Here is a 20,504-nt window from a genome sequence, read left to right as displayed (position 1 = left end):
TGAAGTATTATGAATTATAATCACGCTACGTCCCTGAGTGAGGTACATCAGAGCATCGACACAAATAGTAAATCGAAATGGAAAAAACTTTTTGCATTCTTCGGACCGGCCTACCTGGTCAGTGTAGGATATATGGACCCGGGCAACTGGGCCACGGACCTGGCCGGTGGTAGCCAATACGGCTATAAATTACTATGGGTGCTGCTGATGAGTAATATGATGGCACTGCTGCTGCAAAGCCTCAGTGCCCGACTGGGAATTGTCCGCGGGCGTGACCTCGCTCAGGCCAACCGGGAAACCTATCCCAAAGGTGTTAATTTCGTACTCTATCTGTTGGCAGAAGTGGCTATCGCAGCCACCGACCTCGCTGAAGTGCTGGGCATGGCCATTGGTATCCAACTCCTCACCGGCCTCCCGCTGATATGGGGTGTGAGCCTCACCGTATTCGACACTTTCCTGCTGCTGGTGCTGCAACGCTACGGCATCCGTAAAATGGAAGCTTTCATCGTGGCGCTGGTAGCCATTGTAGGTATCTCTTTCCTGATACAGCTGGTAATGGCCAAACCCAATATGGGTGAAGTAGTACACGGCTTCATCCCCACCCTTCCTGATAACACCGCCCTCTACATCGCTATCGGCATCATTGGTGCCACCGTAATGCCGCATAACCTGTACCTTCACTCCGCTCTTGTACAGACCCGCAAAATAAAACGCGATGACGCCGGCATCAAACAGGCGCTGAAACTCAATTTCATCGACAGCACCATCGCACTCAACCTTGCCTTCCTCGTGAATGCAGCCATCCTGATACTGGCAGCTGCCGTATTCTTTAAAACCGGCCGCACGGATGTAGCTGAAATACAGGACGCTTATCAACTGCTGGAACAGTTGCTGAGCAGCAAACTGGCCCCTATCCTCTTTGCGGTGGCGCTGATAGCTGCCGGACAGAGCAGCACCGTAACCGGTACGCTGGCCGGACAAATCATTATGGAAGGATACCTTCACCTGCGTATCAACCCCTGGCTGCGCAGACTGCTGACCCGTCTTCTGGCCATCGTCCCTGCGTTCTTCACCATTCTGATTGCCGGCGAAAACCAGGTAGGCCCCCTGCTGGTATTCAGTCAGGTACTGCTGAGCATGCAGCTGGGATTTGCCATCATCCCACTGATCCACTTCGTCAGCGATAAACATACCATGGGCAAATACGCTATCAAACCCGCTGTCAAGGTGATCAGCTGGGCCATCACGGCATTGTTGGTATATTTGAATATGCGTATGGTGTATACAGAAGCCATTAACTATATCTCCGGCACCGGAAATATATATGTAGACGGTATCATCATCCTGGCCATGCTGGGCTTTGTGGTACTGCTCGTCATCACCATCATATATCCACTCCTCAGCCGCTACCGCCAGGAAGCTACCGGTGGTATCCATACCCCGCAGGTATCACTCGGTGAACTGGAAAAGCCCGAATACAAACGGATTGCCATGGCACTCGAATTCAGTAAAAAAGATGAACAGATCATCTCCTACGCCATTGCTCACGGTAACGAACAAACGGAATATATCCTGATTCATATTGTGGAAAGCGCCTCGGCCAAATACTTCGGCAAAGAGTCTGATGACTTCGAAACCCGCAAAGACCAGGAACAGCTCGATACTTATCTCGCCCTGCTGCAAAGCCGTGGCATCAAAGCCCGCGGACAACTGGGCTTCCGGCATCGTGCCAAGGAAATCGCCCGTATCGCCAACAACGAAAAAGCCGATTTCCTCATACTCGGTGGCCACGGCCATAAAGGCATCAAAGACTGGATTTATGGAGAAACAGCCGACCAGGTAAGACACTTCGTGAAAATACCCGTACTAGTGGTGCAATAACGATATCGGCTATACGATTTTATAAGTATTCCGTGCCGCTATTTCATGCATCTCAAATTTACGCACCAGTAATACCATGCAGGCCGCTATCGCGGCGGCGATAGCGGCCTGCATGGAAATATCCCGCATAGATACCAGCATTGCCTGTAGCTGCAGTTTTTTCTGGATCGTGGCCAATGCCGCTGCAGTGGCATCTTGCACGTCCATCCCATGAGAAAGGTATAAAGCCCTGAAAGAGTTTAATTCTGTATTATATAACGGATTCTCATAGGTAAGCCCTTCCGACAGCCGCGTGGCATGAACCACCGTACTTCTGAACAACCAGTTGCTGTACAACGAATATCCCGCAAATGAACCTATAATATAACGAAACGATAAACTGCCCATCACCCTGTCCGCATTCATCTCCCGGGGAATATTGGTAGCTGCAAAAGTGGATAACGTAGTTAACACTATCCCGTAAGCCATGCCCTGCATCAGGTAAGGCAGCACCAGCCCCTCAAAAGAAGCAGACGTTTGAATGCGGTTACAGAAAAGATATAAAGACCCGGCATACGACAAAAAGCCTATACACAGCATCACCCGGCGTTGTACACCCTTATACAGCAGCAGCCCCGTTAACGGAAAGCTCACCAGATAAGCACACAATGTGATGAAAGCAACCTGAGAAAGATAATTTTCTTCTTCCCTGAAATTATAACCGGCATAATAGTTAAACAAAAAATTGGTACTGAAAAAAACATACAACACCAGCATAAACGCAATCCCCAGCGGCACCTGTTGATACAGGCTGAAGACACGGAGGTTCCAGAACGGACGCTTCACATGATATTGCCGGTATACAAACAACAACGTGCTGATACCACAGCCCAACAGCGCATACAGTATCGTATCATCCTCAAACCAGTCCAGTGTTTTACCGTAAGTAAGCATATAACAGAATAGCAGGGCTGCCCCTGCAAACAGGAACATACTCAGCCAGTCTACCTGATACAACGGCACTTTCCGATGCATGCGCTGACGATGAAACAATACCGTACAAATAATAATACAAATACTGGCGGATACAGCAGAGATCAGGTAAATATCACGCCAGTCATAATCTTCCAGCACCGGGTTGACAAAGATATCTGCCAGCTCTCCCCCTATCCTGGCAATAGTATAGTAGATGCCGTAAAATAAAGCCCTGTGGCGCATCACCGGATAATTGGCCGTCAGTAGCGAAATAAAATCCAGCAAACATATCAGTTTCAGCATTCCCATAAAAAAGTTGGTGACCAGCAACAACGGCGCATAGTCTACCGTAAAACACAACAGGGCCAGCAATACCTGTAAACACAACGCCAGCTGCAGCAGGTCTGCCTTTTTAAAATACATCCGTAAACGATAATACACCGGTACAATCACCACCATCCCCACCGCGCCGATCTGCGAAAACCATACGACAGTCTCCGGTTCAATGCCGTAAAAAGCCGACAGCCGCGAAGCCGTTGTACTCGTGATCCCCAGCACAAACGACTGCAGCAGGATCAGCAATATGATCGCCGGCCCTTTTATCAGCCCGGGAATATAAGATCGGTAAGGTGATAATGCATAAGCCATGAAAAGCAGATTAATAGTTGAATATTCAACTATATAAGTAAAAATTTTTATTTCAATTTTTGGATAATTGATTCCAGTACTAAACAGGTTGTTTGCAATTCTTTTTCAGAGAAATCAGCTGTAATACTGTCGAGGAAAGGATCCAGCAGCGGCAGCACCTGCTTCTTCAGAGCCAGCCCTTTTGGTGTCAGTACAATCTTTTTATTACGGGCATCTTCTTCATCATTCACCCGGGCCACCAGTTTCCTGCTCTCCAGGTTATGGATAACCTTGGTAATACTTGCCTTGTCTTTGTATAGCAGGTCCGCCAGCTCCTGTTGTTTACGGCCTTCCCTGTGCCATATGATCCGCAGTACCATCACCATTTCCGCCGTGAGATCAATATTATGCTGTGCCAGCAAACCATTGATGCGCAAACGGTAAAGCCCCAGTGCCTGCGAAATCAACAGGCTGATCCTTGGTGCGGGATTCATATATTTACAAGTTTTGATCTCCACAAAGGTACGATACAATGGTTGAATATTCAACTATTAATATTTTATGATCGCTGACAAGGCAAGTTGACTTCCACGCCCCACTTTTCGTGCAGGCTTTCTGGTTATAGCACCACATATTCATCTGATCAATATAATTGAATGCACTTTTGACTTTCTTATTTTATTATTTATCTTAATATCTTAAACAGTAACCTATCTATTTATCCAACAAACTACCATGAGTAACCTGTTATACCCTGCCGCACCTGAAAGGGTTTTTGAGGAAAAACTGCAGCCCTCACCCGCCTTCCGTAAACAGGCGACTAAAGTAGTGGCTGCCATCCTGCTGTTTCTCTTTACCTACATTACCTTGCTGGCAGGCGCCATATTACTGGCCATTGGTTATGGTTATGCCGGTGTATGGATGATCATAGCATGGCCCAACAAGCTGACATTGTTGTTAGGTGCTGCCCTGATATTTCTGGGGCTGGCTGTACTTTACTTTCTCATCAAGTTCATATTTGCGAGATCAAAAGATGAAAAGCCCAGCAGGAAAGAGATTACGGAGAAAGAGCAGCCGGAGTTGTTTGCCTTCATCCGTCAACTGACGAAGGACACGAATACCCCTTTCCCGAAAAAAATATTTTTATCTCCCGACGTTAACGCCTGTGTATTCTATCATTCCAGCTTCTGGAGCATGTTTCTGCCCGTTCGCAAAAACCTGGAGATAGGCCTGGGGCTGGTCAACAGTGTTAACCTGAGCGAGTTTAAAGCTGTGATGGCCCATGAGTTCGGCCACTTCAGCCAGCGCAGCATGAAATTGGGAAGCTTTACGTATAATGCTAACCGTATTATCTACAATATGCTGTACGACAACACCGGCTACAACAATTTCCTCAGCTCCGTAGGCAGTGCCCATGCATTTCTGGCGCTGTTCGCAAACATTGCCGTTGGTATTGCCACCGGTATCCAGTCGGTTTTAAAAGCCGTGTATGGGGTGATCAATAAAAGTTATATGGCCCTCAGCCGCCAGATGGAATATCATGCCGATACTGTTGCCGCCAGTGTTGCAGGAGGTAACAACCTCGTTACTGCCCTCAGCCGCATAGAAATGGCCGCCAGCTGCTATGAAGCAGCCCTCGACGCCGCCAGCGAATGGCTCACCGATAAAAAACAGGTATCCACCAATATCTTCAGTAATCAGTTGAGCTATTTTAAAGGCATGGCCCTGGAATACGACCTGCCGGTGAAAAACGAACTCCCCGATATCACCTATGAGTTCGTATCTTCCTTTGGCTCCTCCCGCATCAACTATAGCGAACAATGGGCCAGCCATCCCACCCTTGCCCAACGCAAGGCCAATATGGACGATGCCGATATGAACGTGGCTCCCGACGAAACCAGCGCCTGGCAACTATTCTGTAATGCTGCATTGCTTCAGGAACAATTCACCCAGGGCATTTACCACGGCATTACCTCCGAACATACAACATATTCCACACAGGAATTTGACCAATGGGTCAGTAAAAAAATTGAAGACAGACAGCTGCCGGCTGCCTACAAAGGATACTACGACAAACGCATCATCGATCCCCGGGAAACGGACCTGGCCGCCCCTTCGGATGCTCCACCCGTGAATAACTTCGATGAACTGTTCAACGAAAACAACCGTCAGCTCTGGACTTCCATCACCAGCAACCAGAAAGACATGGCCTTATTAAAAGCCTTCCAGGCACAGGACACCGGCATCAAGAGCTTCGATTTCGACGGCTCCAAATATAACATTGATGACTGCTATACCATCATCGCACAACTCGAAGTGGAAATCAACACACAGCTGGCCCGCCAGCACCAGCTTGACCAACAGTCCTTTCACTTCTTCCTTAACCATGCAGGCACCCGGAAAGAAGAGCTACAGGCCACTTTCAACCAGTACAAAGAACAATACATTGAGCAGGAAAACCGGCTGCAGGTACTGGAAAATCTAAACAAAGTACTGCGCTCCCTGATTGAAGATGAAATATCCATGGCACAGCGCGTGCAAATCAAAGACCAGCTGGAAAAAGAAGAACAGGTAAAACTCAAAACATTACTGGAGAAGCTGTTGACACAACAGGGCAGTAGCATGGATGAAAGGCTCACCCGGCTCTCTCAGGAATTCATAGCCAGTCAATATACCTACTTCGACGAATACAGTGGCTTCAATCGGGAAGAGCTAAACACTCTGGTCAGGCTGATGAACCTGCTGAGGGATGCCTGGGCAGGTCAGCAGTTTGCGGCCTACAAAAACATGCTGGAAACACAGCTGCATATCTATGAACAGCAGCGTACAGGCGTAAGGGTATAAACAATTAAAAGTGTAATTTGGGAGATAAATAACTGCTTATGCGAGCGATCTTCCAGCCAGGGGATGTCAAACAATTTACCCGTCATGTGCGGGCAGAGGACTGTGCTGCCTTCGATAGCGGACAGGTACATCCTGTATATGCCACCTTTGCGCTGGGCCGTGATGCAGAATGGTGCTGCCGCCTGTTTGTGCTGGAGATGAAAACGGAAGAAGAAGAAGGCATCGGTACCAAACTCACGGTAGAGCACCTGTCGCCAGCCCTGCAAGGCAGCGTGGTATTGTTTACCGCTACCATCACTGCCTTACAGGGAAATGAAATTACCTGCAGTTACGAAGCCCATTGTGATAACCGGCTGGTGGCCAGAGGCGTCCAGGTACAGAAGATCCTTCCCAAAGCCAAACTGGAACGCCGGTTTGCTTCATTATAAGCCCAGGGCCGATTTCAGCCGGGGATAACCGGTTTTGCTCACCAGTACTTTAGCCCCGCTACGCAGAATGGCCAGGTGGTTTTCCTTCTCATACGGATCAATACGAGTCACCTGGTTTACATTGAGGATATAAGAACGGTGCACCCGTGTAAACTGTTGCGGGTCCAGCATTTGCTCAAAAAACGACATGGTCTTGTTCTTCAGGAAACTACCTTCCTGGGTAATAATTTTCACATAATCATCTGCCGCTTCCAGATAGTGAATATCCTGGACCGGAATGATTTTGATTTTACCATTGATTTTGATGACCACCCGATTACTCTGTGTGGGCGTGGAAGCAGCTGTTTCCAGTAGTGCGGCCGTAGCGGTAGTATTGTTATTATGCTGCTCCAGCCATTTCTGGAAGGCTTTGTCGAAACGCTCGCGGGAAAAGGGTTTCAACAGATAGTCCACAGCATGTACTTCAAAGGCGCGCAGCGCATGTTCTTCGAAGGCAGTGGTAAAAATCACAGCAGGCATATTTTCTATCAGCTCCAGCATCTCAAAGCCTGTGATCTTAGGCATCTGTATATCCAGGAAAATAATGTCCGGCTGATGTTGTTGTATTGCCTTCAATCCTTCAAAACCATCATTGCATTCCTGCAGCAGCTGTACCTGTGGATAGTGTGCCAGGAACTCTTTTACCACTTCACGAGCCAGAGGTTCATCATCAATTATTACTGCTTTTATCATGTGTTTGTGGTACTTTAATCAAGGTAGTATAAATATTTTCATGTGCACCTGTTTCCATAAGATCCTGCCGGGCAAAGAGCAGGTACAGGCGGCGCCTGATGGAAGTAAGCCCGAAACCGGTGCCTTTATGAGGCTGCTGCAGTTCGTTGTCGAATGGATTTTTCACCTCGAGCAACAGCATGCCGTCTTCCACGTAAGCCCTTATAGTGATGGTTATGTCTCCGATAGTATCGTACAGGCCGAACTTAATCGCGTTTTCCACAACGGGTTGCAACAACATCGGCGGCATATACATTTTTTCTGCGGTCTCATCGTAGGTAACGTTGGTGGATAAACGATGACCAAAACGTACCTTTTCGATATCCAGATACAATTGAAGATACTGCAGCTCTTCTTTCAGGGAGATCCAGTGATCATCCTCCCGCTTCAGCGATCCGCGCAGGAAATCAGACAACTTGAGCACCATCTCCCGGGCCTGCTCCGGACGTATCATAATCAGCGCATTGATGGAATTGAGGCTGTTAAACAGGAAGTGCGGCTGCAGTTGCTGCCGCAACTTATACAACTCCGCTTCCCGGACAATTGCCTCATTGGCCTCTCTCCTTTCGCGCTCTTCCTGTACTTCTTCTTCATCATACCATACCTGGCTTCTGTATCCAATGCCGGCTATGATCATATCTCCAACAATAAAATGAATAGGGATGGCACTGTTTAACCAATGTATGTAAGCAGGATCAGCATTGAAGGTGGTGACCAGCAGCCAGTGGCTAAAGAATACCCAAAGGGCACACATCACTGTACTGACCACCGTTACATATAAAAATTTGTTGATGCCGGCTCCGGGCCTGTAATACGACAGGTTGCGGCTGATCAGCAAACCGGCAGTACCCAGCAGGATAACGTGTACAGAACTGTCTGTGATTGCCTGCCATAATGTTAAATCAAACCAGTAATACAACAAGGCGGCATACAATACCAGCCAGATCAGAAAAGAAGTAAGGAAACTCCATGAGGAGCTTCCTTTGTATAATTGTTTTGCCAAAGGTTCGCCTTGTTTTAAATCGTTTTAAACGTTGACTTCAATATATTGTTGCCCCTGAAGCTGGGCAGATTTCATTTGCAGCCAGGCCAGATACGAATTGGGATCTCCCGGTTCTTCTATGCGGGAATACAATTCCATGCCGTCAGTAAGATGATCAAGGGTATATACTTCCGGTACATTGATAAATTTCCATTGTACCAATTCCTGTTGTTGATTTTTGAATGCGTATTGTTCCTGCATTCCGATTTCCCTCGCTTTCTGATAGGCCTCTTTTTTGGAGATGGCGCTGATCAGTCTTAACTGTTCATCGAATTGTGGCGTGTGAGTGCCATTTCCGCAGATAATCTGGTAAACTACTTTAGCAACAAACCAATACATACAATAATATTTTAAGTTGGATGAGATAGTTAAAATGGTTTCCGTTTATGAAGGTCATGCATAGCTTTTGATTTCCACGCCGCCGAAGATACAGTTGCCTTTCAGCAGCAACACCTTGTCTTTATCAATATTACCCAGGAGCGCAGCCGGCCGTTTTTCCTCCACACCACCCATAACGGTGGAAATATCTACTCTGACGGTCCAGTTGGCAGGCACCACGATTTCACATCCCCCGAAGATAGCCTCCACTTCCAGCGTCACAGTACCGTTGATATCCGCCTGCAACAGATTCAGGTTTGTACCACCAAACACGTTGGACACATAACCTCCCTGGAAATTTTTGGAGGTAACGACCCTTTCCACTGAACTGAAACAGGAAGAAGTATTGATTTTGTCTTCAGTAGAAGCATCGCTGTCCGTGATGTCTTTGGCGAAATACCGTGTATCTGTGATATATGCATGCTCGTTCTGCCGTTTGAACAATGCGGTGATACCAATTGCAATCAATACTACCGGCCAGATAAAGCGGGCTGTATTATAAGGCCAGTTCATGATCTCACCAGCCAGAAAGATGCCGCCTACTGCTATCATCGCAAGCCAATGACCTCCTCTGAAGTTATGCTTAAAGCCCAGTACAAGGCCTACCGTTATCAAAATCATCTGCCAGGAAAAAACCCAGTCAGGTATGTCGAGATCCAGTCTTTTCAGCAACAGGCCGGTTCCTACGATAATAAGGATTATTCCTCCGATGTTGCGCCCCTTTCTCCTTTTAGCGATAATATCATCTTTGATCATTTGACTGCTTTTTTCATTTTCATTGTTGGAAATTTTTAACAATACAAAAGTAGGACGGCAGGAGCTGCCGCGAAAGCCTCTTTAGGCTAAAAATGTGCTTTTGCCGGTAAAATGCAGGAAAATACCGGTGAAAATGATACCCTCCATTTCCACCGTTGTCAGGTCAGACTTCTACGGTCACAAGATCGGCACTACCGGATAGTCTTTCCAGTACTGCACGGAGGTCCTGAACCATTATATCAGGGCCACAGATGTAAAATTGCTGGTCGAAATTGGGAAGCTTTCTTTTCAAATAAGCTTCATCTATAATATGATGCTCATAACCGGGCACTTCTTCTCTTGTAATGGTGTTAATGAAGTTATCGCCCAGCATTTGTTCAAATTCTTCTTTAAGAATAATATCATCAAAAGTCCGGTTGGAGAAAAACAGCTTGTTATTGCCTAACTGGCCTTTCCGCTGCAGATCGCGGAAGATGGCGATAAAAGGGGTAACACCGGCACCGCCGGCAATAAAAACGCCTTCACCTTTGTAATGAATGGCTCCCCATACATCATGGATGATAAAACTGTCGCCGGCTTGCACATGGCCCAGCTGGTCGGTCACGCTATGGTGATCTTCATAAATCTTGATGGTAAACTCCAGGTGGTCCCACTCATTCAGACTGGTAAAAGTAAAGGGGCGACGTTCTTCTTCCCATCCGGGCTTATTAACAGCCACTTCAGTGGCTTGTCCGGGGACAAAAGTGTAGCCTTCGGGCTTCTCCAATTTAAAACATCTGACATTGTGTGTTACCGGGGTTACCGACAATACTTTTACGATATGGCTTTCCATAGTGTGTAGGTTTTCCTTAAATATATGAATGTAGGATATTTTTTGCCTTAGTGCAATGCCTGCGGTAACCATGCGGCCAGATCTGCGGCCCAGCGGGCGTAATCCTTCCCGGAAGGGTGCAGGCCGTCGGATGCTACCAGCGTAATATCGTGTGCAGCCTCACGGGTATAGGGGGTAATATTGATCCAGTGAACACCCATAGATGCTGCAATGTCTTTATTGGCCACATTGTAGGCATCTATCTGTGCAGCAATAGCAGCACGCTCGCGGTCAGCGGCAAAAGGAGTCACGCCCCAGTCGGGGATAGAAAGCACGACCACATGAGAAGGCCGGTTGCCTGCAAAGCCAACGGCCTGTTGCAATAAGGAGGTAAACTGATCCCGGTATTCGGCCAGGTCCCGGCCTCTGTATTGGTTATTAACTCCGATCAGCAGCGTCACTATATCATAAGTGCCGGTAATACGAGCGTCTCTGATACCCTGCTCCAGTTCGTCTGTTGTCCAGCCGGTAGTAGCTACTATACGGGGCGTTTGCACAGCTATGCCTTTGCTGCGGAGCAGCTCAACTGTCTGTTCCGGGAAACGTTCTGTTTCCGCCACACATTCACCGATCGTATAACTGTCGCCCAGCGCCAGAAAGGAATAAGGGACCATGAGGATATCTGCTGTTTTAGGTAGATTGAAAAAAGTACAGCAAAATAGCATTAATACTGACATAAGCAAAAAGTTATATACTGACTTATTTTCACCAGAATAAAGCAAGAAAGTTGACCGGCCTTACATCGGAATGCTGTACCTTTGCACCCGATTACAACAATTACGTAACGCATAAAGAAACCGTTTTATGCCGGCAGAAAAAATATCGATGAACAATGGCCTGTTACAGGTCCCTACCCACCCAATCATACCATTTATAGAAGGCGACGGAATTGGTCCGGATATCTGGAGAGCCAGCGTCCGTGTATTCGACGCAGCTGTTGAAAAAGCCTATGGTAGCGAAAGGAAAATTGAATGGAAAGAAGTATTGGCAGGTGAAAAAGCCTTCCAGCAAACCGGAGAATGGTTGCCTAAAGCGACTCTGGACGCGTTGAAAGAATATCTGGTGTCTATCAAAGGTCCGCTGTCTACACCTGTAGGTGGTGGTATCCGTTCCCTCAATGTGGCCATGCGCCAGGAACTGGACCTCTACGCCTGTGTTAGGCCCGTACGTTGGTTCAACAAAGTACCTTCCCCTGTAAAACATCCTGAAAAGGTAGACATGGTCATCTTCCGTGAAAACACAGAAGATATCTATGCCGGCATCGAATATATGACAGGTACGCCTGAAGCGGAAAAACTGCTCAATTTCCTGCAAAATGAAATGGGCGTTAAGAAAATCCGTTTCCCGCAAACTTCTTCCCTGGGTATCAAACCCGTATCTATCGAAGGTACTGAAAGACTGGTTCGCGCTGCTATCCTCTATGCACTCGAGCACAAACGTCCTTCCGTATCCCTCGTACACAAAGGTAATATCATGAAATTCACCGAAGGTGGCTTCAAAAACTGGGGCTACGCACTCGCTGAAAGAGAATTCGGTGATAAAGTATATACCTGGGAACGCTGGGAAAAAACCAAAAAAGAACAAAACGAAGAAGCTGCCAATAGAGAGCTGAAAGTTGCGCTGGCGGAAGGTAAACTGCTGATCAAAGATGTGATCGCGGACAACTTCCTCCAACAGATACTGCTGGCTCCGCAGGACTACTCCGTAGTAGCCACCCTCAACCTGAACGGTGACTATATCTCCGACGCACTGGCCGCCGCTGTTGGTGGTATCGGTATCGCTCCTGGTGCCAATATCAACTATGTTACCGGTCATGCTGTGTTTGAAGCTACCCACGGTACAGCTCCGCGCTTCGCCAACACCAATACCATGAACCCATCTTCCGTTATCCTTAGTGGTGTAATGATGCTGGAATACATGGGCTGGAAAGAAGCTGCACAGATCATCGTTCACGGCCTGAGCACTGCTATCGCCCGCAAACGTGTTACCGTCGACTTCTACAATTTGATGGACGACGCCACCCTGGTGAAAACCAGCGAATTTGCAGATGAAGTGATCAAACAAATGCAGCACTAATCCACAAAGTTTAGGACAAACCAATAATAAAAGGAGCGAAGATCTACCGCTACTGATTATCTCCCGGTAACCAGTATACGTAATCTTCGCTCCTTTGTGCGCTTATTTATCGCACAATTGCAGTACCAGCAAAGGTTTGCAGGTACTGCACCGCCACTGCCGGCGAAAATGTTTTGTAATTTTCGCAGCTATTCGTATTTTTCGTGATTATCCCTGAAAAGGGACTTGCTTGAATAGTTGTTCTTTTATGTTGCTTTTAATCTAATTTTTTAAAAAAAACCGTAATGTCAAAAATTAAAGTTGCTAATCCGGTGGTAGAACTGGATGGAGACGAGATGACACGGATCATCTGGAAATTCATTAAGGACAAACTGATACTTCCATATCTGGACGTAGAAATCAAATACTTTGACCTGGGCATGGAACATCGTGATGCCACCAACGACCAGGTGACTATCGACGCAGCCAACGCCATCCGTGAAGTAGGTGTGGGTATCAAATGCGCTACTATCACTCCGGATGAAGCCCGCGTAAAGGAATTCAACCTGAAACAAATGTGGAAATCACCGAACGGCACTATCCGTAACATCCTGGATGGTACTGTATTCCGTGAGCCTATCGTAATGACAAACGTACCTCGCCTGGTACCTAACTGGACTGCACCTATCTGCATCGGCCGTCACGCTTTCGGCGACCAATACCGCGCTACCGACTTCGTTACCAAAGGTAAAGGCAAACTCACCATCAAATTTGAAGGTGAAAACGGTGAAGTGATCGAACACGAAGTATACAACTTCAAAGGCGACGGCGTAGCCCTGGCCATGTACAACACCGACGAGTCTATCAAAGGCTTCGCCCGTGCATGTTTCAACCAGGCCCTGATGAAAAACTGGCCGCTGTACCTGAGCACCAAAAACACCATCCTGAAAAAATACGATGGTCGCTTCAAAGATATTTTCGAAGAAATCTACCAGCAGGAATTTAAAGCTGCTTTCGATGCTGCCGGCCTCACTTATGAGCACCGCCTCATCGATGACATGGTAGCCAGCGCCCTGAAATGGAACGGTAACTTCGTATGGGCCTGCAAAAACTACGATGGCGACGTACAGTCCGACACCGTAGCTCAAGGCTTCGGATCCCTCGGTCTCATGACCTCCACCCTCGTTACTCCGGACGGTAAAACCATGGAAGCAGAAGCTGCCCACGGTACTGTAACCCGCCACTACCGCGACCACCAGGCCGGCAAACCTACTTCCACCAACCCGATCGCTTCCATCTTCGCATGGACCCGCGGCCTGGAATTCCGTGGTAAACTGGACAACAACCAGGAACTGATCAACTTCTGCCACGCCCTCGAACAGGTTTGTATCGAAACAGTGGAAAGCGGTAAAATGACCAAAGACCTCGCTGTTTGTATCCACGGCAACAAAGTAGCGCATGGTAAAGATTATCTGTATACCGAAGAGTTCCTTGAAGAGCTGGACAAAGCACTGAAAGCGAAACTTGCCAAATAATTTTTCTGTCAAAATTGAGTAGGAGGTGTAGGATTAATTCCTACACCGTCCCCTCCAGCCACCGTACGTACGGTCCCGTATACGGCGGCCCATCAGAATAATACAGTTGGAAGGGTACTTAACTCAGCAAGGGGTAAGTACCCTTCCCGTTTTAGTAAGGATTTGTTCAGAGCGCGTTGTAATATGGGACTTCCGCTTATTCGCCACGACCCTTTTCTTGTGTTACCCCATTGATATGCCTGCCAGTTGGGCGTCCCCAACTTTATAAGCATTGCCACTTTCGTCCTCGGTAACCTCCATTGCTTCCAGTGACATTGCCTGATCCGCCGCTGAACCCATTGATCTAGTTCTTTGAACAGGCTCTTTGCTTCGTTCAGTTTAAAGTAGTTTGACCAACCCCGGTTTAATTGCCTCAACAGCTCATAACGCTTGTACATGGCGTATGGCTTGCTTCGAGAGGTAATTTCACGGACTTTGGACTTGTACCTTGCTATGCTACTCCGGGCAATCGTCAGTCCCTTTTCTCCCTTCTTGTGGTAGAAGCTATAGCCTAGTGTCTTTCCCTTCCAGGGCCGTGTTACTGTGCTCTTACTCCGGTTCACTTCCAGTTTCAGCTCCTTCTCAATGTACATACTTACGCTATCCAGAACCCGCGCAGCGCTCCGTTTGCTCCGCAGGAACACGCACACATCATCGGCGTATCTTACAAAACGGTGACCTCGCATTTCCAGCTCTTTATCCAGTTTGTCCAACAGTACGTTGGACAGTATCGGGCTTAGAGGGCCTCCCTGCGGAGTTCCTTCTCTGTTTACCGTTGCTATCCCATCCATCATAACTCCTGCTTTCAGGTAACTATGGATCAGACGTAACACACGCCTGTCCTTTATTCGCTGACCCAGCAGATTCATCAGATAGCTGTGGTTCACACGGTCAAAGAACTTTGCCATGTCAATGTCTACTACATGACTGTAGCCTGCATTTACGTAGTCCCGCGCTTTTAATAATGCCTGATGCGCGTTTCGTTTTGCCCTGAACCCATAGCTGTTTTCGCTGAACGTTTCATCATAGATAATTGTCAGTTGCTGTGCTATAGCCTGTTGTATTAACCTGTCCAGTAAGGTGGGGATGCCCAATGTCCTTGTTCCACCTGATGGCTTAGGTATATCAACTCTCCTTACTGCAGATGGTTGATAGTTTCCTTCCTCTATCCTTGCTTTCACCGAAGGCCAGACCTTTTGTAAATGGGATTTAAATCCTTCGATCCCGATCCCGTCTACTCCGCCACTGCCCTTATTCGCCATTACCCGTTCATAGGCACGGCGGACATTACGGTTATCAAGTATGCGTTCCAGTAACTCCATTTAACATCTGCATTTTTTTTTCCTGTCCTGTCCGCCTTGTTTCTTTCTTTCCGTCAAAGTGTAACTCAGCGCTTATTAATACCTTCAGGCTTCCAGCCCTATACTCTTAATATAGCCTTACCTAATGAGTAAGTTTTCTGCTTTCATGGCAACACTCCCAGTTCCAGATTTACTCCAAAGCTCCTGATGTCTGGCCCTTTCCTGTTTAGGCGACAGGTACTACGACCAGAGCTGACTTCTGTAAAACCTGCAATGGCATCTCTGCCATCCATTGCCCCTTAGTGGATACGCGTCTCCTTAAGGCAGCAGTTGCACAGATCTCCCCGGGTAAGAACGCAAACTTTCTCTCCATATGCCTGTCAGATTTACAGCTAAATGTCTCCGATAGTATAGGGCTTTGTTTTGTGTAGCAAACTCGCCCAACATTTAACTGCCTCTCATCTGCTTCCTGTTCGTCAGGCCGGAGATTTACCTTAGGCTTCCTTCAGATTCCTTCTCACGAAGGACACCCTTGCCATCAGTTAACGCTTCCTACTATCAAGGCGCGTTCGGGACTTCCACCCTAGAGTTTGCGCCCGTGCCGGGCGCACTACAAAAGAAGAAGCCGTCTCAAAACAAGAGACGGCTTCTTTGTTTGATATCCAGATTTTTATAATGATTTTGTGATTTTCATTTTTAGGAGTGAAGGGTTAGTCCGATTTTATGCTGTTTTCTTTCTAAGATTGTGAGCCATGGCCAGTAATCCTATTTCGGTGGTTATTTTATCCAACCCTTTCAGCATAAATCTTTTAAAGCCATGGTTATGCTTGATATTAGCGAAGACAGGCTCCACATCGTAGCATCGTTGTTTGCGCTTCTGTATACCTTTTTTCGTTTTTAATCGCTTGTCAGCCAGAGATTTAAGGCGATTTAGATTATGATTTACTTCTATGACACGATTTGTTGGTTGTTTATGGCATTGCGTCCGTAATGTACACCCCTCGCATGTTCTAGCCTGATACGTAGTTATCGTTTGTTCATAACCGTTTTTGTTTGTTTTGGGGAATATGCTTTTTCTGCGCATTCGCTGGCCAGCAGGGCAGATGTAATAATCTTTTTCAGCATTGTAGGGTAAGTTTTCAACCTTGAACTTTTCCGCTGCTTTAGTTGACTGGCGCTGATTTCGGTCGAAGGAAGTATGCTTTACATAAGCTGTGATCCGCTTGTTTTCCAGCCACTGATAGTTCTGTTCACTACCATACCCTGCATCTGCTGTAATATTGCTGGGTACACGCTTATATTGATTTATATACTGTTGGAGGTGATTAATTAAAGTGGAAGTGTCTGTAGTCTGCTGATGGAGGCTGTAATTGACGATATATTGATTATTAGTACTTATTTGAAGATTATATGCTGGTTTGAGCTGACCATTCCCCATATGGTCTTCTTTCATTCGCATAAAGGTGGCAGAGGGATCGGTTTTGCTATAACTATTGCGGTCTGTACCTAAGATTTCTTCTTGCTTTTCATACTTCTCCAAGGCTGTAGGCCAGTTACGGCGAGCATATCCCAGCTTTTGTCTGATCTGCTTATCTACTGGTTTGTCTTTGATGGCTTCATTGATAGCGGCTATTGTTTTACTGACTTTTTCGCTGTCTATTTTGTCATAGCCAGATGGGTCTGTATCATCATCTAACTCTGAAGCTGCCACTGATTGGGCATATTTCCACAAGTCATTTAGCTGCTGTTTTATTTTTTCTTTGCTATTCTTAATACCATTGCCCCATACAAAACTATAGCGATTGGCCTGGGCTTCTATCTTTGTCCCGTCAGTGTATAACTCTTTTATGTTTAATAAGCCTTCTTCACATAACAGCAGGACCACTTGGGTAAATATAGGCTGTAATACTTTTTGTAGGCGTTCGCCGCGGAACCTATTGATAGTATTATGATCAGGTTTACTCATTCCGCTTACCCACATAAAGTGGATGTTCTGTCCTAGTGCTTCTTCTATTTTACGACTGCTGTAAATGTTATTTATATAGGCGTAAATAAGAACTTTCAATAGCATTCGGGGATGATAACTGCTCGTTCCTCCTGCTTTATACCGCTTTAATAATAAAGTGATGTCGATCTTTTCGATCACATTATCCACAACACGGACTGGGTGATTCTCTGCTATCAGATCTCCAATTTCGGGTGGAAAAAGCATCGCCTGGTGTTGTAGGTTTGCTTTAAAGACTACTGAAAGTGTTTTTCCTTTGGGCATGCTATAAAAACCAAAAACACCTCATTTGGTTTGACCTTACATAAAAAAAGAGGGTGCCTTTTGATACACCCTCTTCTTTATGTTCATTACTACTGATCGGTTATAATCCCATCTGGCGGCGTACCACCTTGTCTTCTCCATAAATATCATCATAAAACACCAGGGTCCCTTCTTTACCTTCTGCTGTAAAATACCGGAAGTAAATCGGTACACGTCTGCTAAGGTCCACCTGTCTTTTTTCTTCCCGGGCTATCCAGGCGCGTACACTGTCTATCCGGTGATTAGCCGTATCCGGCGAAGATATCAGATACTCCGCCAGGCTGTCCCACTGCTGCACACGCACGCAACCATGACTCATGGCACGCATGGCGTTTTTAAACAGCCCCCTGTTATTGGTATCATGCAGGTATACACTGTATTTATTACGGAAATTAAATTTCATGATGCCCAGCGAGTTGTCCAAACCGTCCATCTGCCGCAAGACATAAGGGAAATGCCCCTTGGACAGCTTACTCCAGTCTATCGTAGACGGATCTACGGCATTACCGGCAGCATCTATCACTTCCAGGTTTTTAGATGCCAGATAACCCACATTTTTTTTAATCGCGGGCAACATCTCTTTAAATACAATACTGTAAGGCACGCGCCAGTATGGATACAGCATAAAATTGGTCATGTAGGAATTGAGGATAGGCGTGCGGGTACGTGGTGTACCTACGATCACCCTCGACTCCAGCCTCACCTCTCCGCTGTCTACCACCCGAAGCGTATAGCCGGGCAGGTTAACCATGATATACTGGTTGGGCATCGTGTCCGGCAATTTGCGCCAGCGGTCCAGGTTTACCCCGGCCTGCATCACCCAGTCGTGCACAGACTTGTTCATGGCCATCACCGTGCGTTTGCCGGCTACTCCATCAGGATAGATGTTAAATTCTTTCTGAAAAGCTTTTACACCTGTCTTCAGCAAAGTACTGTCCAACACCTTGCCCGCAGTGTCCAGATGGCCGCTTTGAACCAGCCGGTTGATGACCTGTAACCGGAATGCCGCAGTATCCGTGTAATTGAGCGGCAGCGTATCCCAGTGATAAGACGCATACTTTTCCTTGAAGGTATGGATACCTTCTTTCAGCGCCAGATAGCCGGCATGGGTAGGCTCCAGGCCATGCAGCAGCTCAGCAACATCATTTTGCTCAAGTGCCTGCTTTAATTTGGCCGTCAGCTCCGCATCCGTAAAAAGTGAGTCCGCTTTCAACGTAACACTGTCACGGGGAGCCGCTCCAAAACGCAGGTCAGAAGCCATTCTCATAAAAGCATCTGAGAGCATCACGTCTACCTTGGCCCATAAGGCTGCATCTTTTTTGGCGGCAGGATCTTTAGAGAACTGCTCAAAGGCAGCATTCAATGCCGGTTCATGATAATGGGCAGGTAACAACCCCACCTCATCAGCCTGACGGATAGCGGCCAGCATAGTGGCTGCAATCGGATTAGCCACCCCATCATGCGACCAGCGGCCGGCATTGTCTTTTTCCTTGTAAAAATCCTGGATGGCAGCAGTGCGAAATGCAGGAAGACTGTCTTCCATCAAACCATCATTGTCCTGAATAGCATTCAATCGCTCGGTGATACTTTCCCTGATCACTTCATCGAGCTGCCTGATGTTGGCGACAATCTGTTTCTTTTGGGGAACTACGCGTTTCTTTTGGTGTCCACAGGCTAACAATAACACTCCAGAGCCGCATAACAAACTTAAAATAATCTTGTACTTCATTTGAATAAATCAATGGCTAAAGATATATAATTTCTATGCCAAAAATAAAATTCCCAGGACTAAAGTCCTGGGCTAAACTAGATAATATACGGGGGTATTTACAATTGGAAATACTAAAACTCAGGGCTAAATTATAAAAACACAAATGGTTATTTATATATAAAAAAAATAACCCGGGACTAAGGCCCCAGGCTAAATTATTTTAAACCACCGTCTTTAAGCTAAACCAATATAGCCCAGGGCTTCAGCCCTGGGACACCTTAGCGGCAGCATTCTTTTTTAGTAAATAATGATTGGATGAATTTCCAAATGACTAATAATGTCTTTTTCATCTCTGCTGATTTTTAAAGAAGAGGCTACGGTGTTCGGTAGCCTCTCTTTCAACTAAAACTAAAACAACTAACTTCCAACATTATAATTTGTCCAGTGGAATACGATTGGGCGTTTTCAACTGCTTGTACTGGCTTGGAGTGAGGCCGGTCACTTTTTTGAATTGTGCCGACAGATGTGCTACACTGCTGTAGCCCATCTTGTAGCTGATTTCACTCAAACTCAGTTCATTGTATTCCAGGAGTTCTTTCACCCGTTCAATTTTCTGCTGGATGATATACTGCTCGATGGTTACTCCTTCCATTTCAGAGAAGAGGCTGCTGAGATAATGGTAATCCTTTTGCAATTTGCCTGCCAACAGTGTGGAGAAATTTTCTCTCATTTCATCCAGCTCAGAATAATGCACGGTTTCTACAACAATATTTTTGATGGCGGCTACCAGCTGTTGTTTTTTATCGTCAATCAACAGAAAGCCTTCCGCCTGCAAAGCTGATGAAATTCCCTGCAACTGTTGCTCAGTAAGCTTTTCTTCCACCGTAGCTTTACCTAATTGTATATCTGCAACAGTAAGTCCAGCCCCTTCCAGCACCGATCTAACCACTTTGAGACAGCGCGGACAAACCATATTTTTTATGAACAGATCTGTTTTCAAGCG

At 46.6% G+C, this 20,504-nt stretch carries 17 protein-coding genes; 5 read left to right on the top strand and 12 right to left on the bottom strand.

What is annotated here, in order from left to right:
* Positions 1 to 9 precede the first annotated feature (9 nt).
* On the top strand, positions 10 to 1,881 hold the full coding sequence (locus tag KD145_RS25735; RefSeq protein ID WP_212002690.1) for an Nramp family divalent metal transporter: 1,872 nt from the start codon (positions 10 to 12) through the stop codon (positions 1,879 to 1,881).
* A gap of 9 nt (positions 1,882 to 1,890) precedes the next feature.
* On the opposite strand, the gene KD145_RS25730 is transcribed toward KD145_RS25735, so the two are convergent.
* Positions 1,891 to 3,483, bottom strand: coding sequence for an MFS transporter (locus KD145_RS25730; RefSeq protein WP_212002689.1), 1,593 nt, complete (start codon positions 3,481 to 3,483; stop codon positions 1,891 to 1,893).
* Positions 3,484 to 3,530: 47 nt separating this feature from the next.
* Positions 3,531 to 3,956: a MarR family winged helix-turn-helix transcriptional regulator gene (locus KD145_RS25725; RefSeq protein WP_212002688.1), complete on the bottom strand. Its 426-nt coding sequence runs from the start codon at positions 3,954 to 3,956 to the stop codon at positions 3,531 to 3,533.
* Between the two features lie 241 nt (positions 3,957 to 4,197).
* On the opposite strand from KD145_RS25725, the gene KD145_RS25720 reads away from it, so the two are divergent.
* Together KD145_RS25720 and KD145_RS25715 are read left to right on the top strand one after the other, a co-directional pair.
* Positions 4,198 to 6,306, top strand: a complete 2,109-nt coding sequence (locus KD145_RS25720; protein WP_212002687.1) for a M48 family metallopeptidase — start codon at positions 4,198 to 4,200, stop codon at positions 6,304 to 6,306.
* Positions 6,307 to 6,344: 38 nt separating this feature from the next.
* Positions 6,345 to 6,734, top strand: coding sequence for a thioesterase family protein (locus tag KD145_RS25715; RefSeq protein WP_113614923.1), 390 nt, complete (start codon positions 6,345 to 6,347; stop codon positions 6,732 to 6,734).
* On the opposite strand, the gene KD145_RS25710 is transcribed toward KD145_RS25715, so the two are convergent.
* The 6 genes from KD145_RS25710 to KD145_RS25685 all read right to left on the bottom strand — a co-directional run bounded on the left by KD145_RS25710 (position 6,729) and on the right by KD145_RS25685 (position 11,229).
* Entirely contained in the window at positions 6,729 to 7,466 is a 738-nt protein-coding gene (locus KD145_RS25710) for a LytTR family DNA-binding domain-containing protein (RefSeq protein WP_212002686.1), read from the bottom strand. The two genes, KD145_RS25715 and KD145_RS25710, sit on opposite strands and share 6 nt — an antisense overlap.
* Entirely contained in the window at positions 7,444 to 8,508 is a 1,065-nt protein-coding gene (locus tag KD145_RS25705; RefSeq protein WP_212002685.1) for a sensor histidine kinase, read from the bottom strand. Before KD145_RS25705 ends, KD145_RS25710 begins: the two co-directional genes overlap by 23 nt.
* A gap of 24 nt (positions 8,509 to 8,532) precedes the next feature.
* On the bottom strand, positions 8,533 to 8,886 hold the full coding sequence (locus KD145_RS25700) for a DUF4288 domain-containing protein (RefSeq protein WP_113614926.1): 354 nt from the start codon (positions 8,884 to 8,886) through the stop codon (positions 8,533 to 8,535).
* Between the two features lie 54 nt (positions 8,887 to 8,940).
* Positions 8,941 to 9,681 (bottom strand): LiaF domain-containing protein, encoded by a 741-nt coding sequence (locus tag KD145_RS25695; protein WP_212002684.1) that lies wholly within the window; start codon positions 9,679 to 9,681, stop codon positions 8,941 to 8,943.
* Between the two features lie 163 nt (positions 9,682 to 9,844).
* On the bottom strand, positions 9,845 to 10,513 hold the full coding sequence (locus KD145_RS25690) for an FAD-binding oxidoreductase (protein WP_212002683.1): 669 nt from the start codon (positions 10,511 to 10,513) through the stop codon (positions 9,845 to 9,847).
* A 47-nt stretch (positions 10,514 to 10,560) separates the two neighbouring features.
* Positions 10,561 to 11,229: an SGNH/GDSL hydrolase family protein gene (locus KD145_RS25685; RefSeq protein WP_249219562.1), complete on the bottom strand. Its 669-nt coding sequence runs from the start codon at positions 11,227 to 11,229 to the stop codon at positions 10,561 to 10,563.
* A 127-nt stretch (positions 11,230 to 11,356) separates the two neighbouring features.
* Here KD145_RS25685 and icd point away from each other — a divergent pair, with 127 nt between their 5' ends.
* Positions 11,357 to 12,628: an NADP-dependent isocitrate dehydrogenase gene (icd, locus tag KD145_RS25680; protein WP_212002682.1), complete on the top strand. Its 1,272-nt coding sequence runs from the start codon at positions 11,357 to 11,359 to the stop codon at positions 12,626 to 12,628.
* A 284-nt stretch (positions 12,629 to 12,912) separates the two neighbouring features.
* Positions 12,913 to 14,142: an NADP-dependent isocitrate dehydrogenase gene (locus tag KD145_RS25675; protein WP_212002681.1), complete on the top strand. Its 1,230-nt coding sequence runs from the start codon at positions 12,913 to 12,915 to the stop codon at positions 14,140 to 14,142.
* A 92-nt stretch (positions 14,143 to 14,234) separates the two neighbouring features.
* Here KD145_RS25675 and ltrA read toward each other — a convergent pair whose 3' ends face one another.
* The 4 genes from ltrA to KD145_RS25655 form a co-directional block, all read right to left on the bottom strand.
* Positions 14,235 to 15,503, bottom strand: coding sequence for a group II intron reverse transcriptase/maturase (gene ltrA, locus KD145_RS25670; RefSeq protein ID WP_212001735.1), 1,269 nt, complete (start codon positions 15,501 to 15,503; stop codon positions 14,235 to 14,237).
* A gap of 700 nt (positions 15,504 to 16,203) precedes the next feature.
* A complete protein-coding gene (locus KD145_RS25665) occupies positions 16,204 to 17,751 on the bottom strand; it encodes an IS1182 family transposase (RefSeq protein WP_212000741.1) in 1,548 nt (515 codons plus the stop codon).
* Between the two features lie 100 nt (positions 17,752 to 17,851).
* The gene (locus KD145_RS25660) at positions 17,852 to 19,519 is read right to left on the bottom strand and encodes a murein L,D-transpeptidase (RefSeq protein ID WP_212002680.1); all 1,668 of its coding nucleotides are present in this window, start codon (positions 19,517 to 19,519) and stop codon (positions 17,852 to 17,854) included.
* A 412-nt stretch (positions 19,520 to 19,931) separates the two neighbouring features.
* Positions 19,932 to 20,501 (bottom strand): AraC family transcriptional regulator, encoded by a 570-nt coding sequence (locus KD145_RS25655; RefSeq protein ID WP_249219560.1) that lies wholly within the window; start codon positions 20,499 to 20,501, stop codon positions 19,932 to 19,934.
* Positions 20,502 to 20,504 lie beyond the last annotated feature (3 nt).

This window comes from Chitinophaga sp. HK235 (assembly GCF_018255755.1).
In the GTDB taxonomy this organism is placed as follows: Bacteria; Bacteroidota; Bacteroidia; order Chitinophagales; family Chitinophagaceae; genus Chitinophaga.
This window is presented reverse-complemented; position numbering and strand designations above follow the sequence as displayed.